Origin of the sequence: uncultured Thiohalocapsa sp., assembly GCF_913063425.1 — a bacterium.
Taxonomy (GTDB): Bacteria; Pseudomonadota; Gammaproteobacteria; order Chromatiales; family Chromatiaceae; genus Thiohalocapsa.
Genome location: NZ_CAJXYK010000018.1, coordinates 34475 through 55441, shown reverse-complemented (window position 1 = coordinate 55441; position 20967 = coordinate 34475). Strand labels below are relative to the sequence as shown.

Below are 20967 nucleotides of genomic sequence, written 5' to 3'. Positions count from 1 at the left end.
CAGCGCTGCGTGGCCCGGCTGCCGGTGGTCCCGCGCACGCACCCGGCCACCGCTCTCTTACGACCTGAAGCAAGGCCCACGCCAGCCTCAGCGAAGCTTCGCCGTCCGCGCCGACGCTCGACAAGCATCACCTTCCCCTGTAGCGTTACCGCCACGACCTTCAAGCCGAGGGTGTCTGCACGCGCGCCGATGCCGAGCGGCTTCCGGCACTGGCCGCGCAAGCGCGTCCCGAGCCTCGCTGCCTGCCGCGCCGACGCCCGGGGCGCGCTCGGCAGACTTGGGTAGACTGCTCGCGAAGCCCCATCACCCATTGCTCCACAGCCCTTTCTGCCTGCGATCCAGCGTCGATGATCAGAGCCCACTCCCAGCGCATCCTGCAGCCGTACTCCGCGCAGGTACAGATCGCGGAATCCGAGCAGGCGCGCGCGTTGTCCATCGATGGTGACCTGTGGGAGTTCCAGTTCATCTATGCCAACGCGCGCAGCGCACGGGGCAACAGCGGTCCGCAGCAGGGCCGCTTCACCAGGGCGGCGCACATCAGGCACCGCGATCTCGCGCGCGTCATCGACAACCCGGTGACGGATGAAGGCCAGGTCGATCAGCGCATCCTCGACCTCGCGCGCTTCCTGCTTGGGGCGCGGCTCCCGTTCGAGGCCGCCGATCGCTACGAATACTGGCTGCTCGATCCCGCCGACGATTCGCCGCTGGCCCTGATTTTCTCCTGCGTCGATGCCTCAGAGATGGCGTCGTTCCCGAAGCTCACCGACTGGGCCGCGCTCCCCGCCGCCGTCATGCCCATCGACACGACGGAGGCCGAGCGCAGCAGAGCCTATGGCCCCGTGAACTATCGCCTGGAGCGCTGTGTCGCCGAGCGTGCCGGCGGCAAGCCGAGGGCGCAGTGGTTTACGCGGCGGTACCATGAGGCGGAGGAATTCCCGCCGTTCCTGGTGCGCGAGGACTGGGACAACGATGAGCACCGGGAGCTTTGTCAGCGCTATCTGCATCGCCAGGCCCCGCGTCTGCTGATGCTGCACGGCGTGGGTCTCGAAGACCGGCGGCGCATGGAGCTGGCGGCAAAGGCGAATGCGCTCGATGTCGCACGCTTTTATCCGCTGTACCCGGAGATCGCCGATCACGAGGTGGTGGACAAGATCCGGGTCGAGGCCCGGCTGCGCATGGCGGCTGGGGAGAGGGCGTATTCAATGGGTCGCCGGGATGGCGTTCTGTACCAGTGATGCAAGCCGCGCATGACCGTTCCGTCCAACGCCCGACGACCTGTCTGCAACCGCTGTCAAGCTTAACCCACAGTCGCAACGCCGTGATATGAGCGAGCCGGATCACAGCTTCGATCCGCCGAGCATCCAGGAATCCCTCGCGATGCTTGAGCGATACCTGCCACCCGAGGATATCCTTCCGGTGACAAGTGTGCTGCGGGAGTTATCGGAGCGGCCGGACGACGATGCCTTGCTGGCACGGCTGGCAGAGGCTGTGGACAGCCGCGGCATTCTACAGGGCGCAGTATTGACCTATGCGCCGGTGATTGCCGGCTTGCTGTCAGATGACCCCTTCGCCGACGACGCTTAGACCAAGCCGCACAGCCCAGCTGCCACACGCCTTGCTCGCGACGAGTTGAGAGTGGTGGGACGCGCAGTTTCCGCCCGCGCGCAGCAGGTTTGAGCTGGGCGCGCTTCAGAGCCCCGGGCGCTGGTCGCGCATCTGCGAAGCGTCTGGTCTGAGGGCGCGTCTCGCCGGACCCCATCCCGCTGGGCCGCTGCCGACCGTCGGCCACTTACCACCTCAAAGCACCTGAGTCAAGTCGGTTGCCCGGCGCATGCTGCCCCGTGGGAGGCCGCCGGGGACTCGCGCGGCCCCGGGGAAAACCCTTAGTCCGGCAACCGGTTATGCGGCGTCGGCAGGGTGGGGACGCCATTAGCAACGGTTATGATCCCCGAAAAATGTATAAGTCGCCGAATATCAGCTTCGGTGCATATACTGTGGGGCCGTTGTCGCCGGGAGGCGCCAAAGCACCGCCGATTTCTCAGTCGAACGGTTGGACACCCGTTCCATCGGCCCGGCCGATCGGCCCGACGCGAGGGCGGATCGGAACTCGTTTCCTTGAGATAGTCGAGGACAACATCGCAAAGTGGAGTCGTTAGCCAATGATCACAACTAACCCTTTCGAGGTTCTGTCCGCGAACCTTCCGCTTGAGCCGGGGGTCATGCAGGCGTACGTCGTCCTGATGGTCCTTCTGGTCATCGGCGGCACCCTGCTCGACGTCGTTCACAAGAAGAGCGCGAAGTACTTCTTCGAAAAGGGACAGTCGCTCAAGAAGCTCGCCAGGCGCGAAGTCGGCGGCGGCGAGAAGGTCGGCATCGCCGTGAGCACCCTGACGAACGAGGTGCTGACCTCGAGCGAGTTCGAGAACCGCGATCGTCGCATCTCGCACCTCTTCACGATGTACGGCTTCATCTTCTTCGTGGTCACCACGGCCATCCTGATCTTCGGTCTGCCGGCCGCTGAAGGCGGCAGCGGCGGCCTGTCGGCGCTGCTCTGGCACGCCGGCGCCCTGTCCATGTGCTTTGGGGGTTACTGGTTCTGGTTCAAGATCCGTGCCGATGTCCGCTCCGAGGGCAACGAGTGGTACAACGTCCATCAGTCCGACCTGTTCGTCGTGTCCCTGCTGCTGATGGCGACCTTCGCGCTGATCTGGTCGATCCTGCAGGCGGTCACGGGTGCCACCTCCATGCTGAGCATCCTCGCCTTCGTGGTGTTCATCGCCGCGGCCACTACGCTCTTCAGCACCATCCTGTGGTCGAAGTTCGCGCACATGTTCTTCAAGCCGGCGGCCGCCTTCCAGAAGAAGATCGCCGTGGCGGACGGCTCGCGCGACAAGCTGCCGGAGATTCCGGACCTCGCCAGTGCTGAGTGCAAGGAGCGTTACCCGGACATTCCGGAGTACATGGGCGACAATCCCCCTTACATGGGCCTGGGTATCAAGCGCGAAGCGCCGAATCACTATTGAGCCTGAGTCGTTGACGCAGGTCGGAAAGAGGAAACCAATATGCCAACATTCGTCTATATGACTCGCTGTGACGGTTGCGGCCAGTGTGTCGATATCTGCCCGTCGGATATCATGCACATCGACCCGAAGGTCCGCCGCGCGTACAACATCGAGCCGAACATGTGCTGGGAGTGCTACTCCTGCGTGAAGGCCTGTCCGCACAATGCCATCGACGTGCGCGGCTATGCCGATTTCGCTCCGCTGGGACATTCCGTGCGGGTGCGTCGCGACGAAGAGAAGGGTGTGGTCGCCTGGCGCATCATCTTCCGCAACGGCGAGAAGGACATGAACCTGCTGGCGCCCATCACGACCAAGCCGTGGGGCAAGCACATTCCGCAGCTCGCAGACGCGCCGCCGCCAAGCCAGGAAATGCGCGAGAGTCAGTACTTGTACAACGAGCCGAAATACATTCGCTTCGATGACGGCGGCCTGCACACGCTCGATGCGGCCGGGCTCACACTGAAAACAGGGGTGTACGAATAATGGGCTACAAGACAATCGTTGAGGACGGTATCGACATCCTGGTGTGCGGTGCAGGCCTGGGTGGAACAGGTGCGGCGTTCGAGGCCCGCTACTGGGGCAAGGACAAGAAAATCGTGGTCGCTGAGAAGGCGAACATCGACCGCTCGGGTGCTGTTGCCCAGGGTCTCTACGCCATCAACTGCTACATGGGCACCCGGTTCGGCGAAAACAACCCGGAGGACCATGTGCGTTATGCGCGCATCGATCTGATGGGAATGGTCCGCGAGGACCTGCTGTTCGATATGGCCCGGCATGTGGACTCCACCGTGCACCAGTTCGAGGAGTGGGGCCTGCCGTTGATGCGCAACCCGAAGACCGGCGCGTACCAGCGCGAGGGGCGCTGGCAGATCATGATTCACGGCGAGTCCTACAAGCCCATCGTGGCGGAGGCCGCCAAGAAGTCTGCCGACAAGGTCTTCAACCGTGTCTGCGTGACCCACCTGCTGATGGACGAATCCAAAGACAACCGCGTCGCCGGTGCCGTCGGGTTCAATGTCCGCACCGGCAACTATCACGTCTTCAAGTCGAAGGCGGTGGTCGTCGCCGCCGGTGGCGCGTCCAACATCTTCAAGCCCCGCTCCGTTGGTGAGGGTGCAGGGCGTGTGTGGTACGCCCCCTGGTCGTCCGGCTCCGCTTACGGCCTGCTGATCGGTGCCGGTGCCAAGATGACCCAGATGGAGAACCGCATCGTCCTCGCCCGATTCAAGGACGGCTATGGTCCCGTCGGTGCCTACTTCCTCCACCTGAAGACCTACACCCAGAACGGCCTGGGTGAAGAGTACGAGTCCAAGTGGTTCCCCGACCTGGAGAAGATGGTCGGCAAGCGCTATCTGGATGTGGAGGCGTCGCACCGCACGCATCGCCCGATCCCCACCTGCCTGCGTAACCATGCCTTTATCAATGAGGTGAACGCCGGTCGCGGCCCGATCCATATGGTGACCATGGAGGCGTTCCAGGATCCGCATCTCGAAGAGATCGGCTGGCACAACTTCCTGGGCATGACCGTGGGCCAGGCCGTGCTGTGGGCGGCGACCGACGTGAACCCCAAGTACGAGAACCCGGAGCTGACCACGTCCGAGCCCTATGTGATGGGCTCCCACGCCACCGGCTGCGGCGCCTGGTGCTCGGGGCCGGAAGACGTGTCTCCGCCCGACTACTTCTGGGGCTACAACCGTATGACCACGGTGGAAGGCCTGTTCGGTGCCGGCGACGCGGTGGGCGGCACGCCGCACGCGTTCTCGTCCGGCTCCTTCACCGAAGGCCGTCTCGCGGCCAAGGCCGCCTGCCAGTACATCGACGACGGTAAGGCCGAGGGGATTCGGGTCTCCGACGAGCAGATCAACCGCCGCAAGGAAGAGATCTACAAGCCGATGGAGCATTACAAGATCTATCGGAACGAGATCACCGCTGGCTCGGTCAACCCGAACTACATCAATCCGCGCCAGGGCCTGGACCGTCTGCAGAAGCTGATGGACGAGTATTGCGGCGGTGTGACGGTCAATTACATGACCAACGAGAAGCTCCTGCACATCGGCCTGAAGAAGCTCAAGCTGCTGGAGGAGGACCTCGAGAAGGTCGCGGCCGAGAACATCCACGAGCTGCTGCGGGCCTGGGAGCTGAAGCATCGTCACCTCACGTCCGAGGCGGTCATGCATCACACCCTGTTCCGCAAGGAGACGCGCTGGCCCGGTTACTACTACCGGGGTGATGCGATGAAGGTGGACGACGAGAACTGGCACGTGCTGACGGTGTCCCGCCGCGACCCCGAGACCGGCGAGTACACGATGGAGAAGGCGCCCTGCTACCATCTGGTGGAGGACAAGCCGGAGGCGGCCGCCGCCTAAGCGCTGCCTGAGGAAGGGGCCCCGAGCCGGGGCCCCAACAACCCTTCGCGGTAACTACGATGACGCAAGCGGGATGCGGCCCTGTGGAAATTTCGCTGGGCTGTCTGCAAGCCATGGGAAGACGTCTGTTGCGCGGATCTCGCGGCGCACCCCTGAGCGCTGCCGGGTGGGTCCGTGCGGACATGAGCTGAAGACGCTTGAAGATGGCGATGTAAAATGAATATCAATGACCTCTCAGACGAAGAAATACTCGAAATCGCACATCAGCTCTGGGACGAGCTGATCCAGTACTCCAATAAGGGCCAGTACGGTAAGTTTATTCGCAAATTCTCGTATGAGCTGCTGCTTGGCCTGAACGAAGTCGAGCTTGGTAAGCAGTTTGCGCACAGCGAACTGTCGCGGAACCTGGTGGAAGAGCGGGATTTCCTCGGACTCATTCGGCGCGGCGAGCACGTGACGGCGCTCTACCGCGTGCGCAGCAAGGCCAAAGAGGGGGAGTGGCTGGGGCGAATGGTGCTCGGCTACGAGAAGGGAGAAGTTCGTATCTTCGCGGCATCCATCTTCTAGCATCATGACAGACACGATCACGCACAATAAGTACGTCGAGCTCAAGTACAGAGTGGTCGATACGAAGTCCGGACAGGTCCTGACCGCCGTGGACTTCCCGTTGGGCTATGTCCACGGCGTCAACGACGTTCTCTCTTCCCAGGTCATGATGGAGCTGGAGGGTAAAGCGGCGGGCGAGACGATGTCCGTCGAGCTCGACTGCAACAAGCTGTTCGGACCCCGGGACGAATCCCTCGTGATTACGGACTATATCGAGAATGTTCCGGAGGAGTATCGCGAGGTCGGCACGACCATCGTGATGGAGAACGAGCAGGGCAAGACGCGAACCTTTCTGGTCACGCGCATGGACGAGAAGACGCTGACCATCGATGGTAACAATCCGTTGTGCGGTCGGCAGGTCGTATTCGAGCTGGAGGTGCTGACCGTCCGCGACGCAACAGAAGCGGAGATCGCGGCCGGTGGGCCGGTGGAGAAACGGCCCGATCTGAAGGGCGTCAAGCCGGTGCCGCTTTAACAGCTCACGAGTAGTGACGCGGGCACAGCTTCCAGCAAGGGTAGAGACTGATGCGGCTGAACCTGGATACCACGGTGTTCGAAGAGCAGCAGGCGCTGCTGGTGCGTGAGCTGGTACAGAGCATCAGAGTCAAGCTTCAGGAGGTTGGCTTGGCCGGCAGCCAGCTTGAAGACACGACGGCGGGCATCGCTTTCAGTGTTGCCAGCATGCTGGATGACACCGCCGCGATCGAAGTCGATGGCACGGAGGTGCACCCATACCTGACGTTCCGCACCGCGGACGATGCCTTGACGCACTGCGGCGAGAACTCGTACATGCATGAGTTCGTCTACGAGGTTCTCCGGCAGTTGGATCAGGAATCAAAGGAATGATGAGCCTCGCACCCTGCGCGGTTGCATCAGTGAGCCGGATGCGCCGTCTTGACATCGCGGAGCGGACATTCGGCATCCGCTGATTACATGGGGCGCATGTGTGAGTTGATGACCCTAGCGGAGCCGCCGGCCCTGACGGGCGTGCTCCATTCACCCGAGAATGGCTTGTGCAGAGAAGGTGACTTATGAGCCAGCAACCCAAGAGCAGACCGAAGGTGCCTGAAGGCAAGGCGCGGTTCTACAAGACCAAGCAGATGGAGCCCAACGAGAAGGGTTTCGTTGGATATCAAACCATTTGGGATACGCTCCAGAAAGAGGTCGAGTACAAAACGCCGAAGCGTCCGTGACACGCCTGGTGGCCCCGGGCTCGCGCCCCGGGCCGCCGCGCCGGTCCGCCCAGCTGCCGGCATCCTGCGGCATGCCCCTGCGCTGACCGGGGATGCGCTTTACGGGCTCTGTCAGATGCCCTCAGTGGGCAGGCAGCGCGGCGCGATCTCGAGCAGCGCACGTGGACCACAAAGTCCCACGGGGCTGACCGCACCGCCGACCCAGGCGGCGCTCGCACTCACTCTTCGGGTCGGTCCTCCACTCTGCCGCCGTACGCTTGCTCTTCAGGCGTGGCCTCGCGCACCAGCAGGATGCGAACCTGGTAGATCACCTCTCTGCCTGCGAGCGGGTTGTTGCCGTCGAAGGTGATGGTATCGCCCTCGATCTTGGTCACCAGGAAGCTCTTCATTTGACCGAGATTGTTCTCCATCAGGATCTGGCTGCCCAGCTGGCGGTACTCGCGCGGCACCACTGCGAGCTTTTCGGTGATGACGAGTGATTCGTCGCGGGGACCATAGACTTCGTTGCAGTCCACGAGCAGGTCGACGCGCTCGCCCTGCTGTTTGCCTTCCAGCTCCCGGGTGATCATCGGCGCCAGTATCTCGTTCACGCCGTGAACATAGTTGAGGGGGCGGGAGACTTCCGTCAGGACATCGCCGGTCTTGCTGTCGCGGACGAGGTAGGTGAGCTCGACATACTTGCCGTCTGCAATGGTGTTCGGATCGGTTGCGGTCATGGAGTCTCCGTCAGGAATGAGGATCAGGACTGGTATCAGCGCGTCGAGATGGCTCACTGCGCTGGTGGTCAGGGAGCAGTCGGGGGCCTTCATGCAGTCTGTGCCGCCCGCTCGCCCTCGGGGTGGGCGCCGCACGCGTCGGGCTGCGGGCGAACATCGGGCGCGCGCCGCACGGCTCAGCAGGTTCTCTCCCGTTGCGAGAGCGGTGCTTGTGCCCAATCTCCGCGGTCATATCCAACGGCAGTCGTCTGTGCCGGCGTGATGTCCAGGCCGTATGTGAGTCCAGTTTTACCAGTAGGTGATGCCCTGTGTCGACGCATGTACTCAAGATCGAAATCGATGCCATCTCCGACCTCGCGTTGGAGGTGACGCAGTCCGTCCTCGCGCAGAGCGAGGAAGCGGAGTCGATCATGGAGGACCCCTCCGGGCCTCTGGCCCTGGCACGGGCATTGTCCGACTGCTTTCAGATCGCGGGCGCTCTGGAGCAGGAAGCCGCCCGGTTGGAGCAGGATCAGCTCGACGAGTTCTGCGCCTACGGGCTGGACTTAATGGATCGCCTGGCGTTTCTGGTGCGTAAGCTGGAGATCATGGACAAGCAGGATGTGGTCGCTCGCATGTTTGCGTCCATGGGGGTCTGGGTCGCACGCCGGGGTGCGACCATCGACAATCTGGCGGGCACCGCTGACGGCTTCGGTCGGATCGTCAATGCCACCAGCGCGACGGAGGGTTTGCGGGACCTGTGTGAGCGCATGGACGAGGTGATCGAGGCGGCCTCGTTGCGATTGCAGCTCGACGAGGACCGCGGTGACGCCTGGCGGCCCTGGCGTGTCATCAACCTGAACGCAGGCGTGGCCGCGACCCGGTCGCTCGACCCAGAGCTGATGGAGCGGACGTTCGCCAAGATGGAGCGGCGGCTGCCCGCAGATATGCCGGGCTTCCTCGCCGACGGCATGCGGCAAGCCGCATTTCAGAACGTGCCGGAGGCGGTTCGGGATGTGTTGCGCAGGCACATGGAAAAGTGGCCCGCCGGCGCTCCGCACTGAGGTCCAGCGCCATGGCCAGGGAAACGCCGAGGTCGTCGGTATGTCCCGGGCGGGGCAGGACGCTCCGCCGTGTTCGGCAGCCTGAGGTGCTTAACATGAAGAAGCCCGGACAACCGCGTTGTCGGGCTCCGTTCGATTCTTGAGCAGGATGCCCGAGCAGTCGGCGTCTCTTCAGGGCGTTAGTGCCGCACCGGCAATGCCCATGTACAGCAGCACGGCCAGAATGACGGCGACGACCGGACCGTGGAACGTGAGGAGCGTGCCCCAAAGGGTTGCCCGTGCCCAATGCCCGAACGTCAATGCCTCCGTGCGCATGGAGAAGCGCGCCGGACGCGCCTCGCGTGGCACATCCGGGTCGATGAGTGCGTTGTACAGGTCGCGGAACAGCCGCTCCTGCGCAAGGAAATAACCATCGAGGCCCCAAAAGGTCAGCGCCGGCAACAGGCCGATGGCCACCATCAGGACATGGGCCTCCTTGACATTCAGCGCGAGCACCGCGGCGACCAGGGTCACCGACCATCCCTTCAGCACAAAGGAGTTGCCGGCGAGTCGGTTGATGACCCCCTGCACCAATTCCAGGTGGGTTTCGTCAATCGGGTGGCTTTGGCTCGTGACCTCGGGCATGTCGTTCGCTTCCGGTATGGCTCCATGACGCGCCGGTGCGGCTTGGCCGCCGTGAGGCCGTTCGTTTACTCAGCCGTGTCGGGCTGATGGTCGGTCACCACCAGCAGGATCTCGTTACGCCGCAGCGGGCCGGGTGTCAGCGGATCATTGTAGTAGGCGTAAATGGGCTCCGAGCCTGCGCCGAGGCCTTGTGCAGCAACCCAGTCCAGCAGGCGCTTGCGCTGTGCGGCGGTGTGGGCGTCGGTGGTGCGTCCGCTGAAGCGTACGGCGGCCACGCGCCGCGGCGGCAGCTCCGTGAGCCGAACCTCGGCATTGGCCGGCGCCGGCAGGCCGGCGGCGACGGCGTCTTTGGGCATGATGAACCCGACGCTCCATTCCCCGGCCCCGGCCCCGGCCGCGGACGCCGCGCTCGGGGTTGCTGCGTCCGACTGTTGGATGACCGGTGCCGTCATGGCGATCTTATCGCCGCTGCGCTCCTTGGCGAAGATGTAACGGGCGAGCGGTCCAAAGCCTGCGCCGAGCGCCTCTTTGCGGTCTCCGCGCCGGCGTACCTCGGCGACGGTGAGCTTTGGGTAGTCCCGCAGCTCGAAGTCCCCGTCCTGCCGCACCAGCGTGTAATCCGGCTGCTCGACGTTCTGCACGACGTAGACGAACACCAACAGCGCGGCCACCGCGAGCACGATGCCGGCGGCGATGATGACAGCAATGACTTTCAGCATCTGACTTGCCCTCGGTGGCAGACCCCGCCGCGGCGTTCGCGCCCGCCATCACGGCGCAGGCGCGGTGCCCGCATCCAGCAGCTCCAGCATCCGCTGAAGGTCCTGCCAGCCCTTCGCCTTCTGCTCGGGTGAGCGCAGGTAATAGGACGGGTGGTAGGTCACGAGCAGCGGGGTCCCGGTTGGCCCGTATCGATGCAGCCGACCACGCAGCCGGCCGAGGGACTCCGTGGTGTCCAGCAGGTTGCAGGACGGCACCCGCCCCAGACAGACGATGAGCCGCGGCTGCACCAGCGCGATCTGCCGCTGCAGATAGGCCCGGCAGGCGGCGGCTTCATCCGGGCTCGGATCGCGGTTGTTCGGCGGCCGGCACTTGACGACGTTGGCGATGTAGACCTGCTCGCGCCTGAAGCCCGCGGCGGCAAGCATCCGGTTCAGGAGCTGCCCGGCACGACCGACGAAGGGCTCGCCCTTGCGGTCTTCGTCGGCGCCTGGCCCCTCGCCGACGAACATCACCGTTGCATTGCGATCACCGACGCCGAAGACGGTGTTGGTGCGTCGCTCGCAGAGCCCGCAGGCACGGCAGCCCGCCACCGCCGCCTCCAACTCCGGCCAGTCCATGGCGGCGACGGCATCGTCCTGGGGAGCCTCCGGCGCCGGCGCGGCGCCGTCGTCATCGCTCGGTAGGCCGGCGAGGTCGGCGTCCGTCCAAGGCGGCGGCTCGTCGCCGGCGGGCTGTGGTGCCGTCTGCGGTGCCGTGGCCGCAGCCTGGCTTGCCGGCCCGGTGGTCTCGGGTGCAGCTGCCGGCGGCGTCGTTGCGGGCGCGCTTGCCGCCGATACGGGGTCTTCCGGCGCTGGGCCTGGCGCCGGCGCTGCATCGGCGCCCGTCGCCACCTCGCGCGTCGCCGATACCAGGTCGGACGCTGTGCGCCGCAGCCGCCAGACGTCGATGCCCATGGCATTCAGGTATGCAATTCGCCTGGCTTCGTTCATGGTATGCCAAAGGGCCTGGAGCTTCACCGAGCAGGCAGGTTAAGTATACCGTCCCCATTTTTATGGCGGTGATCATAGCGCACCGGCCGGGCGCCGCTCCCGCACCGCGTACGCCGGGCTAGACATCCCCCAGCTGTGGATGCGCCCGGGCGCGCGGCTCGGTGATCTTGTTGATGGCGTTGAGGTACGCCTTGGCGGAGGCGATAACGATATCCGTGTCGGCGCCGGCACCATTGACCACGCGCCCGCCCTGTTCCAGCCGGACCGTCACCTCGCCCTGGGCGTCCGTACCGCTGGTGATGGCATTCACCGAGTAGAGCTTCAAGGTGGTGCCGGAGGCGACGATGGACTCGATGGCGCGAAAGGTGGCGTCCACCGGGCCGCTGCCGAGGGCGCTGCCGCGGCGCTCGGCGCCGTCCACGCTCAGCACCACCTGTGCCTGGGGCGTCTCGCCGGTCTCCGAGCAGACGCGCAGCGAGAGCAGCTTGATGCGCTCGTTGGCAGCGTCCTGGGTGGCCACCGTCACCAGGGCCTGGAGGTCTTCGTCGAAGATCTCGTGCTTCTTGTCCGCGAGGTCTTTGAAGCGGCTGAAGGCGGCGTTCAGCTCTTCCTCGCTGTCGAAGCCGATGCCGAGCTCCTTCAGGCGCACACGGAACGCGTTGCGGCCCGAGTGCTTGCCGAGCACCATGCGGTTGTGGGTCCAGCCCACGTCCTGGGCGCGCATGATCTCGTAGGTCTCGCGGTGCTTGAGGACGCCGTCCTGGTGGATGCCGGACTCGTGCGCGAAGGCGTTGGCGCCGACGATGGCCTTGTTGGGCTGCACCGGAAAGCCGGTGATGCCGGACACCAGCCGCGAGCAGTTCATGATCTGCGTGCTGTCGAGCCGTGTGTCGCAACCGAACAGGTCCTGGCGGGTGCGCACGGCCATGACCACCTCTTCCAGCGCCGCGTTGCCGGCACGCTCCCCCAGGCCGTTGATGGTGCACTCCACCTGGCGGGCGCCGTTGCGCACGGCCGCCAGCGAGTTGGCCACCGCAAGCCCGAGGTCGTTGTGGCAGTGCACGGAGAACACCGCCTTGTCGGCGTTCGGAATGCGCTCGCGCAGCTGTGCGATCAGGCTGCCGAACTGGTGCGGCATGGCGTAGCCGACGGTGTCCGGGATGTTCAGGGTGCCGGCGCCGGCATCGATCACCGCCTCCAGCACCCGGCACAGGAAGTCGATGTCGGAGCGCCCGGCGTCTTCCGGCGAGAACTCCACGTCGTCGGTGTACTTGCGTGCCAGGCGCACGGCGCGCACCGCCTGCTCCACCACCTGATCCGGCGTCATGTGGAGCTTCTTCTCCATGTGGATGGGGCTGGTGGCGATGAAGGTGTGGATGCGCCCGCGTGCAGCCCCCGCCAGGGCCTCGCCGGCGCAGACGATATCCTTGTCCAGCGCCCGCGCAAGGCCGCAGACGGTGCTGTCCTGGATGTTCTCGGCGACGGCCTTGACGGCGTCGAAGTCGCCATGGCTTGCGATGGGAAAGCCGGCCTCGATCACATCCACCCGCAGCTTCTCCAGCGCCTTGGCGATGCGCAGCTTCTCATCCTTGGTCATGGACGCGCCCGGGCTCTGCTCGCCGTCGCGCAGCGTGGTGTCGAAGATGATGAGTTGATCGGTGGTGCTCATGCGTATCCTGCCTTCGGCTCAAGCAACGGCGTTGAGGGCGGCTGCGCGCCGTCCGGGATCAACGGGCATTCTGGCATGTTCGACGCCGTATGCCATCCTTGCCGGCCAGCGCCGCCACCGGCACCGGTTCGCTCAGCTCCGGGTGAGCGTTTGGCGCGCGCGGGCGTGCTGTACTGCGCTGCAGTGGGTGGGCATCCACACGGCGCCTGCTTTCGCAAGCAGGTCCGCGCAGGCAGGACGCCTGCGGCGCACGGGCGGGTGGCGCTGTTGCGGGTGGTGGCGGTGAGGGTGGAGATGGCGGGAGGCCGGGCTACTCCGGACTCTCTCCGAGGGTCTGGTAGTACTGCTTGATGTCCTCGCCGATGGTCGCGGTGATCTGGTAGAAGACCTCGTGCGGGATGCGCACCGGGTTGTCGTCCGCCCGGTCGGTCTGGGCGCAGGTCTCGGCGATCAGCCGGTACAGATAATTCAGCACGAAGCGCGGCTGGCGCAGCCGATCAAGCGCCGTGAGTATCTCCCGCGTCGGCATCGCCTCGTCGAACAGGTTGTTCAGCGGGTATGGCTGGCTCGGATCGGCCCGACAGATGCGCAGTCGATCCGACATCATGTCGTAGAGCTGTTTGTCACCCCAGCGAAACGGATAGATGATTTTCTGCTTGTCGAAGCGGGCCTCGTTCGCTTTCTCCGAGCCCGCCCTGCGCACCACTTCGTAGAGCTGGCGCGGCAGCAGCATCTTGAAGCTCAGATTCGGATGCAACTGCAGGATGCGGTTATTCCACAGCGGCCAGACGAAGGCCTCCATGCGCTCGCGGTCGCCATTGATCAGCGAGGGCTCATCGATCTTGTCCATCACCACCACGATCTGCTGATAGCCGAGGCTCAGCGCGACATCGATGAGCTTGGTGACGAACAAACGCCGAACGTCCTCGTTATCGCGCCAGCCGCGGCGCTTGATGTCCTGGTCATGCAGAAAATCGAGTGGAACCCGGCGCAGCGCCCGCTTCACATCTTTTGAATTGCGTGGTCGCACCACGATCTCCCGCGCGGCAGCGCGGGCGACCCCCGCGTAGAAGGACTGGCGCAACAGCGGGACGATGCCGAGCGTCAACAGGCCGACGACATTGGCCTTGACGCCACGTCCCATGCGCCCGAACATGCTTCGCGGCAGGAGTTGATCGCCGAGGTCATCCATGATGCGGTTGTACCGGTCCGGTGGCCCGCTGAGGTAGAAGGCCATCAGCAGCATCAGGTCATGTCGCTGATGGGTTTGCAGCTGCTCCAGGGTGATGTGTCCGGCGTCGAGCTCGGCCAGCAGCGCCTCCATACCGCAGACCAGAATGGCGTCGAGATGCTGGGCGAGACCGAACTCCTTGAGCGTAATCGCCGTCTCGCGCTTGCGGTCCTGATCGCCCCGGCGCTTGAAAGCATCCAGAAAGCTGTTGAAGTCGTCGTATTTGATGAGCAGGATGCGCTCGGCATGCTCGCGATTGAAGTGTGCGATGTTCTTCTCGAGCGCGAGACGCAGGGCGGACTTGCCGCTGCCCTTGACGCCGAAGATCATCGAGGTGCCGCGGCCCGGAGGCTCGCCGAAGAACTTGTCCCACGCCTGATGGTTGAAGGCGTAGCCTGCCTCGTTGACGAGATCCTCGAACACCTTGTCGTTCTGCGCCTCCTCCTCGATGAAAGGATTGCGCTGAAGCCCATGCGACTTCAGGAATTGCGACATCGTGATGGACATGGAAAGAATACCTGTTCGACGTCCAGGCCGATCATGGCTGCGGTGCAAACGAGGGTCAGCTCGCCCGTCACGGTCCAGCCCGCGGCAGTCACGCGAGCGCGCGCCGCGGACGGTTACCGGCAGTGCGGCGAGGACATGATCAGAGCTTTGCCGAATGCTCCATGATCACGAAAGACATGACGGCGAAGGAGATTATCAACACCAGCACGCGCGGCAACAGCGAGCGGGTCGCGAATCCGTGCAGCCTCTGCTTGAGCTCGCAGATGAAGCCGCCTTCGCGGGCTTCTCGCATCTGGCAAACCCGCAATGCAAAGCGCGCGAGGAGTCTACGCGTCAGCTCGAAGGCAGCATGCAGAAAAACAACAAGTGCCAGTAGGAAGACCAGGCCCCAAGCCCAGCTCTCAAGGTGCAACATGATACTCCGGAAGGCGTGAGGGGTTCGGTGGAAGGGGGGCTCAACCCTGAGGGTGCTGCGGCTATCGTGCCACAGTGTCGGCAGGCTGTCTTGCCGATTCCGTACCGCCGGGGGGGCACGGGTCGGAGGCGGCCTGCGTCCGGTTGGTCACCCATCCTGCCACCGAATCTCCACCAGGGGTACCTCCCAGGCGTCGCAGCGCAGGGTTGCGACATATGGGGGCTCGGTTTGGCTGCGCTCGCGGCGCAGCATGGCGACGATGCGGATGGCCTCGATGCGGTCGGTGTCGGGCAGCCAGCGGCTTGCGGCGCGTTTGGAGAGGCGGGCGACCGGGTGGCCTGCGGACGTCGTGAGCAGGACCTGGCCGGTGCCGGGCCGGCTTGCGTTGGCTGTCATCGAATGGCTCGCGGGGGGCGCGCCGGAGGCCGGCACCCCCAGGGCGTGCCAATGGAGTGCGTCGCCTGTGTGCAGGGCGGCGAGGTGGCGGTGGATGGGGGCGTCCGGCGGCTGGCGGCCGGCGTAGCCCAGGTCCAGGTCGGCGGGGGTGAGCTGGGTGCAGCGGCGGGCGATGACCTCGGGCGACGGCGGCTCCAGGGTCGGCGCTTCCCGCAGCAGCCAGTCGCCAACGGCGCGCTGCGGTTGCTCGGACGCCCCGCTGGCGGTCGCGTCCAGCAGCGGCAGATGGGGGTGGCCGGAGCCTGCGACCTCCAGCAGCGTCAGGGTCTCCCGGGCGCGGGTCATGCCGACGTAGAAGGTGCGGCGCTCGTCTTCCAGCTGTGCGCTGCTGCTGCCGCGATGCCAGCCACCGTCGGCGATCAGTACATGGGAAAACTCCAGGCCCTTGGCGGCGTGCAGGGTGCTGAGCAGCACGCCGTCGCCCCCATGCTGCTGCCCGCGCCGCTCGCGGCGCTGCTCGGCGAGGCTCTCCCAGCAAAACTCCGCGATGTCGGCGGCGGGGACGGCTGGGCCGCAAGCGTCCGGGGCTTCGCCCGTTGACGCCGGATCGGCGGCTTCGGCCCCGCTGTCTGCGGCATCGGTCTTGGTCGCCGCCGCAGCGCCGCCCAGCTCGGCACGCCAATCGGCAATCAGCCCAGTGAGCAGGTCGCGCCAGGGCCCCGGTCGTTCGGGCAGCAGCCCTTCCAGCTGTGCCGGCGTCAGCGGCGCCTGCCCGTGCGCCTGCCCGTGCGCCTGCCCGTGTGCCTGCCCGTGCGCCTTCAGGGCGGCCAGGAAGGCGTGGACCTCGCGGATGCGATGCAGGCCCGGCAGGTCGGCGCTGACGCGCACCGGGATGCCGGCGTGCTCGCAGAGCGCCCGCACCGGCGCCAGCACCTCGTGCCGGCGGGCGAGGATGGCGAAGTCCTGCCAGCTGCCGCCGCCGAGCCGGTGCAGCGCCTGCATGCGTGCGACGATGGCCGCGGCCTGCCGGCCCGGGTCAGGCACCCGCAGCACCAGCACCCGGCCGCGGGCGTGCCGGTCCAGCGCGGCCCAGCGCCCGCCGGCGGGGGCCTGCGCCCGGCCGCGGTCGATGCGGATGGGGTGGTCCAGCTTCATGCGCTCGCGGTTGTGGGCGATGAGCGCGTTGGCGGCTTGGACGATGTGCGCGCTGCTGCGGTAGTTCTCCACCAGATAGTGCAGCTCGGCGTCGTAGTCCTGCCGGAATCTGTGGATGTACTCCACGCTGGCGCCGCGGAAGGCGTAGATGTTCTGGTCGTCGTCGCCCACCGCGAGCAGCGTGAGGCGGGCGTCATCGCGGTCGCGGTCCAGCGTGCGGCCGGCGATGGCGCTCACCAGTCGGTACTGCAGGGCATCGATGTCCTGGTACTCGTCCACCAGGATGTGCCGATAGCCGGCGAGCAGGCGCTCCCGGGTCGTGTCGGAGGCGAGGCCCGGCAGCGCCGTGCGTCCCTCCAGCAGCTCCACCGCCTCTGTGAGTACCCCTTCGAAGTCCGGGGTATTGTCGGCACCGTCGGCGGCGCGCTCGCCCGGGGCAGGATGCCCCGGCATTTCCGGCGCCCCCAAGGCGCCGGAAATGGAGGCGCTCGGAAACCGCGTTGTCGGGCGCCGTGCCGCTGGCGGCCAGGACGGCCGATCAGCGGCCTCTGCGTAGCTGTGACCGGTCAGCCGCATCGCGAAGCCGTGGTAGGTCTGCACCGTGACGCGCCGGGCGTCGTCGCCCACCAGGTCCGTGAGCCGCCGGCGCAGCTCCAGCGCCGCCGCGCGGTTGAAGCAGAGCACCAGGATGCGGTGCGCCGGCACCCGCAGCGCCCGCAGCAGGTAGGCGCATCGGTGCACGATGACCCGGGTCTTGCCGGCGCCGGGGCCCGCCAGCACCAGGCGGTTGCGGTCCTCGGGTGCGGCGACGATCTCGGTCTGCGCCGGGTTGCGCAGGGCATCGACGATGCGCGCGAAGGACTCCGCGGTGGTGGCGCGGGTGAGCATCTCACGCTGGTCGCCGAAGAAGCGGCGCACGAAGGCCTCCTTGCCCAGCGAGAAGTAGCCCGCCACCAGGCCCAGCGCCTGGCGGATCTGCTCGGCGCCGAGCCGCGCGTAGCGGTCCATCACGTGGATCTGGAACACCCGCTCGCCGTAGTGCTGCGCCAGCGGCTGGTACTGGGCCTTGGTGTAGCGCCGGCCCTTGGCTTCCGGCAGCACACGCACGGTCATCGCGGAGCGGAACACCGCGAGCCCGCCGTGCAGGATGATGGCGCCGTGCTCGTGCAGGAACATGAGCCCGCGGTCCACGGCGGCGAGCGGGTCGCGCACCTCGCCGGCGAGCACCAGGTCGTTCGCGATGGCGCGGGTCAGCTCGTCGGTGCCGAAGCGCAGCAGCAGGTCGGCGCCTGCCGGGGCGTCCGCCGGCAGCCTGGCGAGCAGGGTGTTCAGGATCAGCTGCGCCACGGCGCGGCGGCGCTCGGCGGTGCGCGTCAGGGTCGGCCAGTCCCGGTGCAGGCGCACGCGGTAGTGGTCGCGGTCGAGCTGGCGCAGGTCCAGGCTGCCGCGGGCGCCGGCCAGGCCGCGCCCGTCCAGGGACAGGCCCTTGAGCAGGGCGCGCAGGGTCTCGGGGTTGCTGTCGCCTTGGCCCTGGTCCAGCAGATGCTGGTTCAGCCGGCGCAGGGACAGGTGCAGCCAGTCCCCGGGGTCCGTGTCCGGTTGCTGCTCGCGCAGGGCCTCCAGCATGGCGCGCTCCAGCGACACGATGCGCTGGAGGATGGCCTGGGAGCTGTCCCGGACCTTATGGCGGACGAAGGCCGTGAGCTGCGGCCCCGCGTCCACCAGCCCGGCGCGGGCCATGTCGTGCAGGGTGCGCAGCACCCGCTGCGCCGCCGTCTGGCCGCGGTCCCAGTCGGCGCCGGGCTCTTCCCGGCAGGCGGGCAGCAGCGCCAGCTCGTCCGTGGTGAAGCTGTCGTCCGGCTCGGCGTTCAGCAGCACCTCCAGGATGGCGAGCCAGCGCGTGCGCTGCGCCGCAGACAGGTGCAGCCCGGCGATCATCCGCTCCGCGGTGGCCAGGTCCGGGACCGCGGGGCGGCCCTGGAAGACGCCGGTGCGGTTCTCGTCGCGCTGCACCAGCCCGGCGCGCTCCAGCCAGGAGATGGCGATGCGCACGCGGGTGTCGGCGTCGCGCGCCTCGGGGTCGAAGCCCACGCGCAGCGCCTCGTCGCGCAGCAGCTCGCCGGCGGTGACCACCACGTCGCCGTCGCGGTTCGGCCTGGCGCGCCTGAGCCCCCGCAGGATCTCGGCAATGTCCCGTTGGGTGAGCTCCGACATGGCCTCCATGCCGAACTGGGCCTCGATGTCCTGTTGGTCGTACAGCAGCACGCAGAGCGCCGGCTCGCGGTCGCGCCCGGCGCGGCCGGCCTCCTGGATGTAGTTCTCCAGCGAGGCCGGGATGTCGGCGTGGATGACCAGGCGGACGTCCTCCTTGTCCACCCCCATGCCGAAGGCGTTGGTGGCGCAGATGACCGTCAGCTCGCCGCTGACGAAGGCGTCCTGGATGCGCTTCTTCTGCGGTGCGTCGAGGCCCGCGTGGAAGGCCTCCACCGCCCAGCCCTCGCGTTGCAGCCGCTCCGCCAGCTCTTCGGTGCGCCGGCGCCGGGACGCGTAGACGATGGCGGCGCCGCCCAGGTCGTCCGCTCGCGCTGTCGGCTTGCCCAGGTGCTCGGTGAGGATGGCATGGATGCGGGCGTCCTTCTCGTGCTTGCCGGCGAGCTGGACCTCGAAGGCCAGGTTGTCCCGCTCGACGCCGCCCTCGAACAGGGCCAGTTGCAGCCCCAGCTCGTCGCGAAAGTGCGCGAGGATCTCGTGGGTGACGTCCTGCTTGGCGGTGGCCGTGAAGCAGGCCACCGGCGGGGTGGGCAGCCGCTGGCGCTCCGCCAGGGTGCGGATGAAGCGGCTGGCGTAGAGATAATCCGGGCGGAAGTCGTGGCCCCACTTGGACAGGCAGTGCGCCTCGTCGAACACCCAGCAGCCGATCTCCCGGCTCGCCAGCATGTCCGCCACCGAGCGGTTGCGCAGCTGCTCCGGCGACAGGTACAGGATGGCGATGTCGCCCAGGCGCACCCGCTCCATCACGTCGCCGCGCTCGGGCGGGGTCAGCAGGCCGTGCAGGGCCGCGGCGTTGGTGGCGCCGGTCTTGCGGACCAGGTTGTCCACCTGATCCTTCATCAGCGCCTGAAGCGGCGAGATCACCACCGTCAGCGTGCCGCGGCGCGTATAGCGCACCAGCGCCGGCAGCTGGAAGCAGAGCGACTTGCCGCCACCGGTGGGCAGGATGGCGAGCAGCGGGTGCCCGGCGATGCCGTCCGTCACCACCGCCTGTTGCAGGCTCGCGCCGTCCACGCTGGCCGGCTGCGGACGGAAGGCGTCGAAAGCGAACCAGCGCCTCAGGCTCAGCTCGGGGTCGTGGGCCTCGCGGCACCAGGCGCAGTCCGGCTCGCCGCAGGGCACCTCGCGCAGCGCCGTCAGCAGGCTTGCGGTGGCCGGGAAGCGCTGCCGCACCCAGGGCGGCAGCACCGAGTTGCCGCCGGCCACGGTGAGCCAGGCGGCGGCATAGGCGAGCACCGGGCGCAGCCGGATGTCCGCGATGTGGTCCAGGATCAGCCGGGGTGCGGCCGTGGTGCAGGCGCGGCCGGCCCAGCGCGCGAGCAGGGTGTCGCGCACCTGCTGCACCGAGGCCAGCGGCGCCCCGAGCAGCCGGAACACGGCCGCGAGGCCGTCGCCCCCCGTGGGGTTGTCGTCCAGCAGCGTCGCGCCCTGGAAGCAGAAGCGGTAGACCGCCAGCAGGTCCGCCTCGCTCGCATCGGCCGCCAGGCGCCGGACGAATTCCCCGCCCTGCTCGCGCAGCACCTGTGCCGCCAGCCGGCAGTCCGCCACCGGGTCGGCGAGGCTGTCGCGCACCAGCTTGTAGTCCTTCACCAGCCGGTGATAAGGGTTTTGCGGGAAGGCCAGCGGCGAGAGGTAGAGCGTGTCGACGATGGGCCGCCGGAGCAGCGCCAGGGCCGGGGCCAGCGCCCGCAGCGTCGGCAGGTCGTGCCCCAGCAGGTTGTGCCCGATGACCGTCTCCGCGTCGCCGGCAAACGCCGTCAGCTCCGCCAGCGCGCGGCTGAGGTCGAACCGGCCCTCGCGCCGGAAGGCCCGCTCGCCGCCCTGTCCGTCCCGCCCGTCGGCGACGAGCGCGCCGATCTTGTGCACGGCGCCGTCCGCCCCGGTTTCCAGATCCAGCAGCAACGCCTGATCGACGAGGGCATCGATCGGCGCGAAGGTCCCGGCGGGTTCGCGCGCGTCTCCCATGGCTCAGGCCGCGGCAGAGGCGGCGGTGACACGCCGGCG

Annotated in this window: 18 protein-coding genes; 10 read left to right on the top strand and 8 right to left on the bottom strand. The window is 66.9% G+C overall.

Translation table 11 applies throughout. From position 1 onward, the window contains the following. Positions 1 to 347 precede the first annotated feature (347 nt). The 9 genes from QZ607_RS11820 (at position 348) to QZ607_RS11780 (ending at position 7227) form a co-directional block, all read left to right on the top strand. Complete coding sequence (locus QZ607_RS11820) at positions 348 to 1235, top strand: hypothetical protein (protein ID WP_295882839.1); 888 nt, start codon at positions 348 to 350, stop codon at positions 1233 to 1235. Positions 1236 to 1323: 88 nt separating this feature from the next. Then, positions 1324 to 1584, top strand: coding sequence for a hypothetical protein (locus QZ607_RS11815; RefSeq protein WP_295882838.1), 261 nt, complete (start codon positions 1324 to 1326; stop codon positions 1582 to 1584). 575 nt (positions 1585 to 2159) lie between these two features. Further along, positions 2160 to 3023 (top strand): adenylyl-sulfate reductase, encoded by an 864-nt coding sequence (locus tag QZ607_RS11810; protein ID WP_295882837.1) that lies wholly within the window; start codon positions 2160 to 2162, stop codon positions 3021 to 3023. Between the two features lie 39 nt (positions 3024 to 3062). After that, entirely contained in the window at positions 3063 to 3545 is a 483-nt protein-coding gene (gene aprB / locus QZ607_RS11805; protein WP_295882836.1) for an adenylyl-sulfate reductase subunit beta, read from the top strand. Further along, a complete protein-coding gene (gene aprA, locus QZ607_RS11800; protein ID WP_295882834.1) occupies positions 3545 to 5428 on the top strand; it encodes an adenylyl-sulfate reductase subunit alpha in 1884 nt (627 codons plus the stop codon). The genes aprB and aprA overlap by 1 nt, the downstream gene beginning before the upstream one ends. Positions 5429 to 5644: 216 nt before the next feature. Then, entirely contained in the window at positions 5645 to 5995 is a 351-nt protein-coding gene (locus QZ607_RS11795) for a hypothetical protein (protein ID WP_295882833.1), read from the top strand. A 4-nt stretch (positions 5996 to 5999) separates the two neighbouring features. After that, the gene (locus QZ607_RS11790; RefSeq protein ID WP_295882832.1) at positions 6000 to 6509 is read left to right on the top strand and encodes a peptidylprolyl isomerase; all 510 of its coding nucleotides are present in this window, start codon (positions 6000 to 6002) and stop codon (positions 6507 to 6509) included. Between the two features lie 50 nt (positions 6510 to 6559). Continuing rightward, positions 6560 to 6880, top strand: coding sequence for a hypothetical protein (locus QZ607_RS11785; RefSeq protein WP_295882831.1), 321 nt, complete (start codon positions 6560 to 6562; stop codon positions 6878 to 6880). A 185-nt stretch (positions 6881 to 7065) separates the two neighbouring features. After that, positions 7066 to 7227: a hypothetical protein gene (locus QZ607_RS11780; protein WP_295882830.1), complete on the top strand. Its 162-nt coding sequence runs from the start codon at positions 7066 to 7068 to the stop codon at positions 7225 to 7227. 218 nt (positions 7228 to 7445) lie between these two features. Here QZ607_RS11780 and QZ607_RS11775 read toward each other — a convergent pair whose 3' ends face one another. Next, the gene (locus QZ607_RS11775) at positions 7446 to 7943 is read right to left on the bottom strand and encodes a peptidylprolyl isomerase (protein WP_295882877.1); all 498 of its coding nucleotides are present in this window, start codon (positions 7941 to 7943) and stop codon (positions 7446 to 7448) included. Between the two features lie 365 nt (positions 7944 to 8308). Here QZ607_RS11775 and QZ607_RS11770 point away from each other — a divergent pair, with 365 nt between their 5' ends. Further along, positions 8309 to 8986 carry a hypothetical protein gene (locus QZ607_RS11770; RefSeq protein WP_295882829.1) on the top strand — a complete coding sequence of 226 codons (678 nt, stop codon included), beginning with the start codon at positions 8309 to 8311 and terminating at the stop codon, positions 8984 to 8986. 171 nt (positions 8987 to 9157) lie between these two features. On the opposite strand, the gene QZ607_RS11765 is transcribed toward QZ607_RS11770, so the two are convergent. The 7 genes from QZ607_RS11765 to QZ607_RS11735 all read right to left on the bottom strand — a co-directional run bounded on the left by QZ607_RS11765 (position 9158) and on the right by QZ607_RS11735 (position 20928). Further along, on the bottom strand, positions 9158 to 9610 hold the full coding sequence (locus QZ607_RS11765) for a hypothetical protein (RefSeq protein WP_295882827.1): 453 nt from the start codon (positions 9608 to 9610) through the stop codon (positions 9158 to 9160). A 65-nt stretch (positions 9611 to 9675) separates the two neighbouring features. Further along, the gene (locus QZ607_RS11760; RefSeq protein WP_367268183.1) at positions 9676 to 10329 is read right to left on the bottom strand and encodes a heme-binding protein; all 654 of its coding nucleotides are present in this window, start codon (positions 10327 to 10329) and stop codon (positions 9676 to 9678) included. Between the two features lie 48 nt (positions 10330 to 10377). Next, positions 10378 to 11319, bottom strand: coding sequence for a uracil-DNA glycosylase (locus QZ607_RS11755; protein WP_295882826.1), 942 nt, complete (start codon positions 11317 to 11319; stop codon positions 10378 to 10380). 118 nt (positions 11320 to 11437) lie between these two features. After that, entirely contained in the window at positions 11438 to 12988 is a 1551-nt protein-coding gene (locus QZ607_RS11750; RefSeq protein ID WP_295882825.1) for a 2-isopropylmalate synthase, read from the bottom strand. Between the two features lie 310 nt (positions 12989 to 13298). Continuing rightward, on the bottom strand, positions 13299 to 14726 hold the full coding sequence (locus tag QZ607_RS11745) for a hypothetical protein (RefSeq protein ID WP_295882824.1): 1428 nt from the start codon (positions 14724 to 14726) through the stop codon (positions 13299 to 13301). 139 nt (positions 14727 to 14865) lie between these two features. Then, a complete protein-coding gene (locus tag QZ607_RS11740) occupies positions 14866 to 15138 on the bottom strand; it encodes a hypothetical protein (RefSeq protein WP_295882823.1) in 273 nt (90 codons plus the stop codon). A gap of 150 nt (positions 15139 to 15288) precedes the next feature. After that, positions 15289 to 20928, bottom strand: a complete 5640-nt coding sequence (locus tag QZ607_RS11735; RefSeq protein ID WP_295882822.1) for a RecQ family ATP-dependent DNA helicase — start codon at positions 20926 to 20928, stop codon at positions 15289 to 15291. Between the last annotated feature and the right edge of the window lie 39 nt (positions 20929 to 20967).

Coding starts and splice junctions, on each gene's coding strand:
- QZ607_RS11775 (WP_295882877.1), bottom strand. CDS start 7,943: ATGACCGCAACCGATCCGAACACCATTGCAGACGGCAAGTATGTCGAG.
- QZ607_RS11745 (WP_295882824.1), bottom strand. CDS start 14,726: ATGTCCATCACGATGTCGCAATTCCTGAAGTCGCATGGGCTTCAGCGC.
- aprA (WP_295882834.1), top strand. CDS start 3,545: ATGGGCTACAAGACAATCGTTGAGGACGGTATCGACATCCTGGTGTGC.
- QZ607_RS11750 (WP_295882825.1), bottom strand. CDS start 12,988: ATGAGCACCACCGATCAACTCATCATCTTCGACACCACGCTGCGCGAC.
- QZ607_RS11820 (WP_295882839.1), top strand. CDS start 348: ATGATCAGAGCCCACTCCCAGCGCATCCTGCAGCCGTACTCCGCGCAG.
- QZ607_RS11780 (WP_295882830.1), top strand. CDS start 7,066: ATGAGCCAGCAACCCAAGAGCAGACCGAAGGTGCCTGAAGGCAAGGCG.
- QZ607_RS11815 (WP_295882838.1), top strand. CDS start 1,324: ATGAGCGAGCCGGATCACAGCTTCGATCCGCCGAGCATCCAGGAATCC.
- aprB (WP_295882836.1), top strand. CDS start 3,063: ATGCCAACATTCGTCTATATGACTCGCTGTGACGGTTGCGGCCAGTGT.
- QZ607_RS11760 (WP_367268183.1), bottom strand. CDS start 10,329: ATGCTGAAAGTCATTGCTGTCATCATCGCCGCCGGCATCGTGCTCGCG.
- QZ607_RS11735 (WP_295882822.1), bottom strand. CDS start 20,928: ATGGGAGACGCGCGCGAACCCGCCGGGACCTTCGCGCCGATCGATGCC.
- QZ607_RS11765 (WP_295882827.1), bottom strand. CDS start 9,610: ATGCCCGAGGTCACGAGCCAAAGCCACCCGATTGACGAAACCCACCTG.
- QZ607_RS11785 (WP_295882831.1), top strand. CDS start 6,560: ATGCGGCTGAACCTGGATACCACGGTGTTCGAAGAGCAGCAGGCGCTG.
- QZ607_RS11790 (WP_295882832.1), top strand. CDS start 6,000: ATGACAGACACGATCACGCACAATAAGTACGTCGAGCTCAAGTACAGA.
- QZ607_RS11810 (WP_295882837.1), top strand. CDS start 2,160: ATGATCACAACTAACCCTTTCGAGGTTCTGTCCGCGAACCTTCCGCTT.
- QZ607_RS11755 (WP_295882826.1), bottom strand. CDS start 11,319: ATGAACGAAGCCAGGCGAATTGCATACCTGAATGCCATGGGCATCGAC.
- QZ607_RS11795 (WP_295882833.1), top strand. CDS start 5,645: ATGAATATCAATGACCTCTCAGACGAAGAAATACTCGAAATCGCACAT.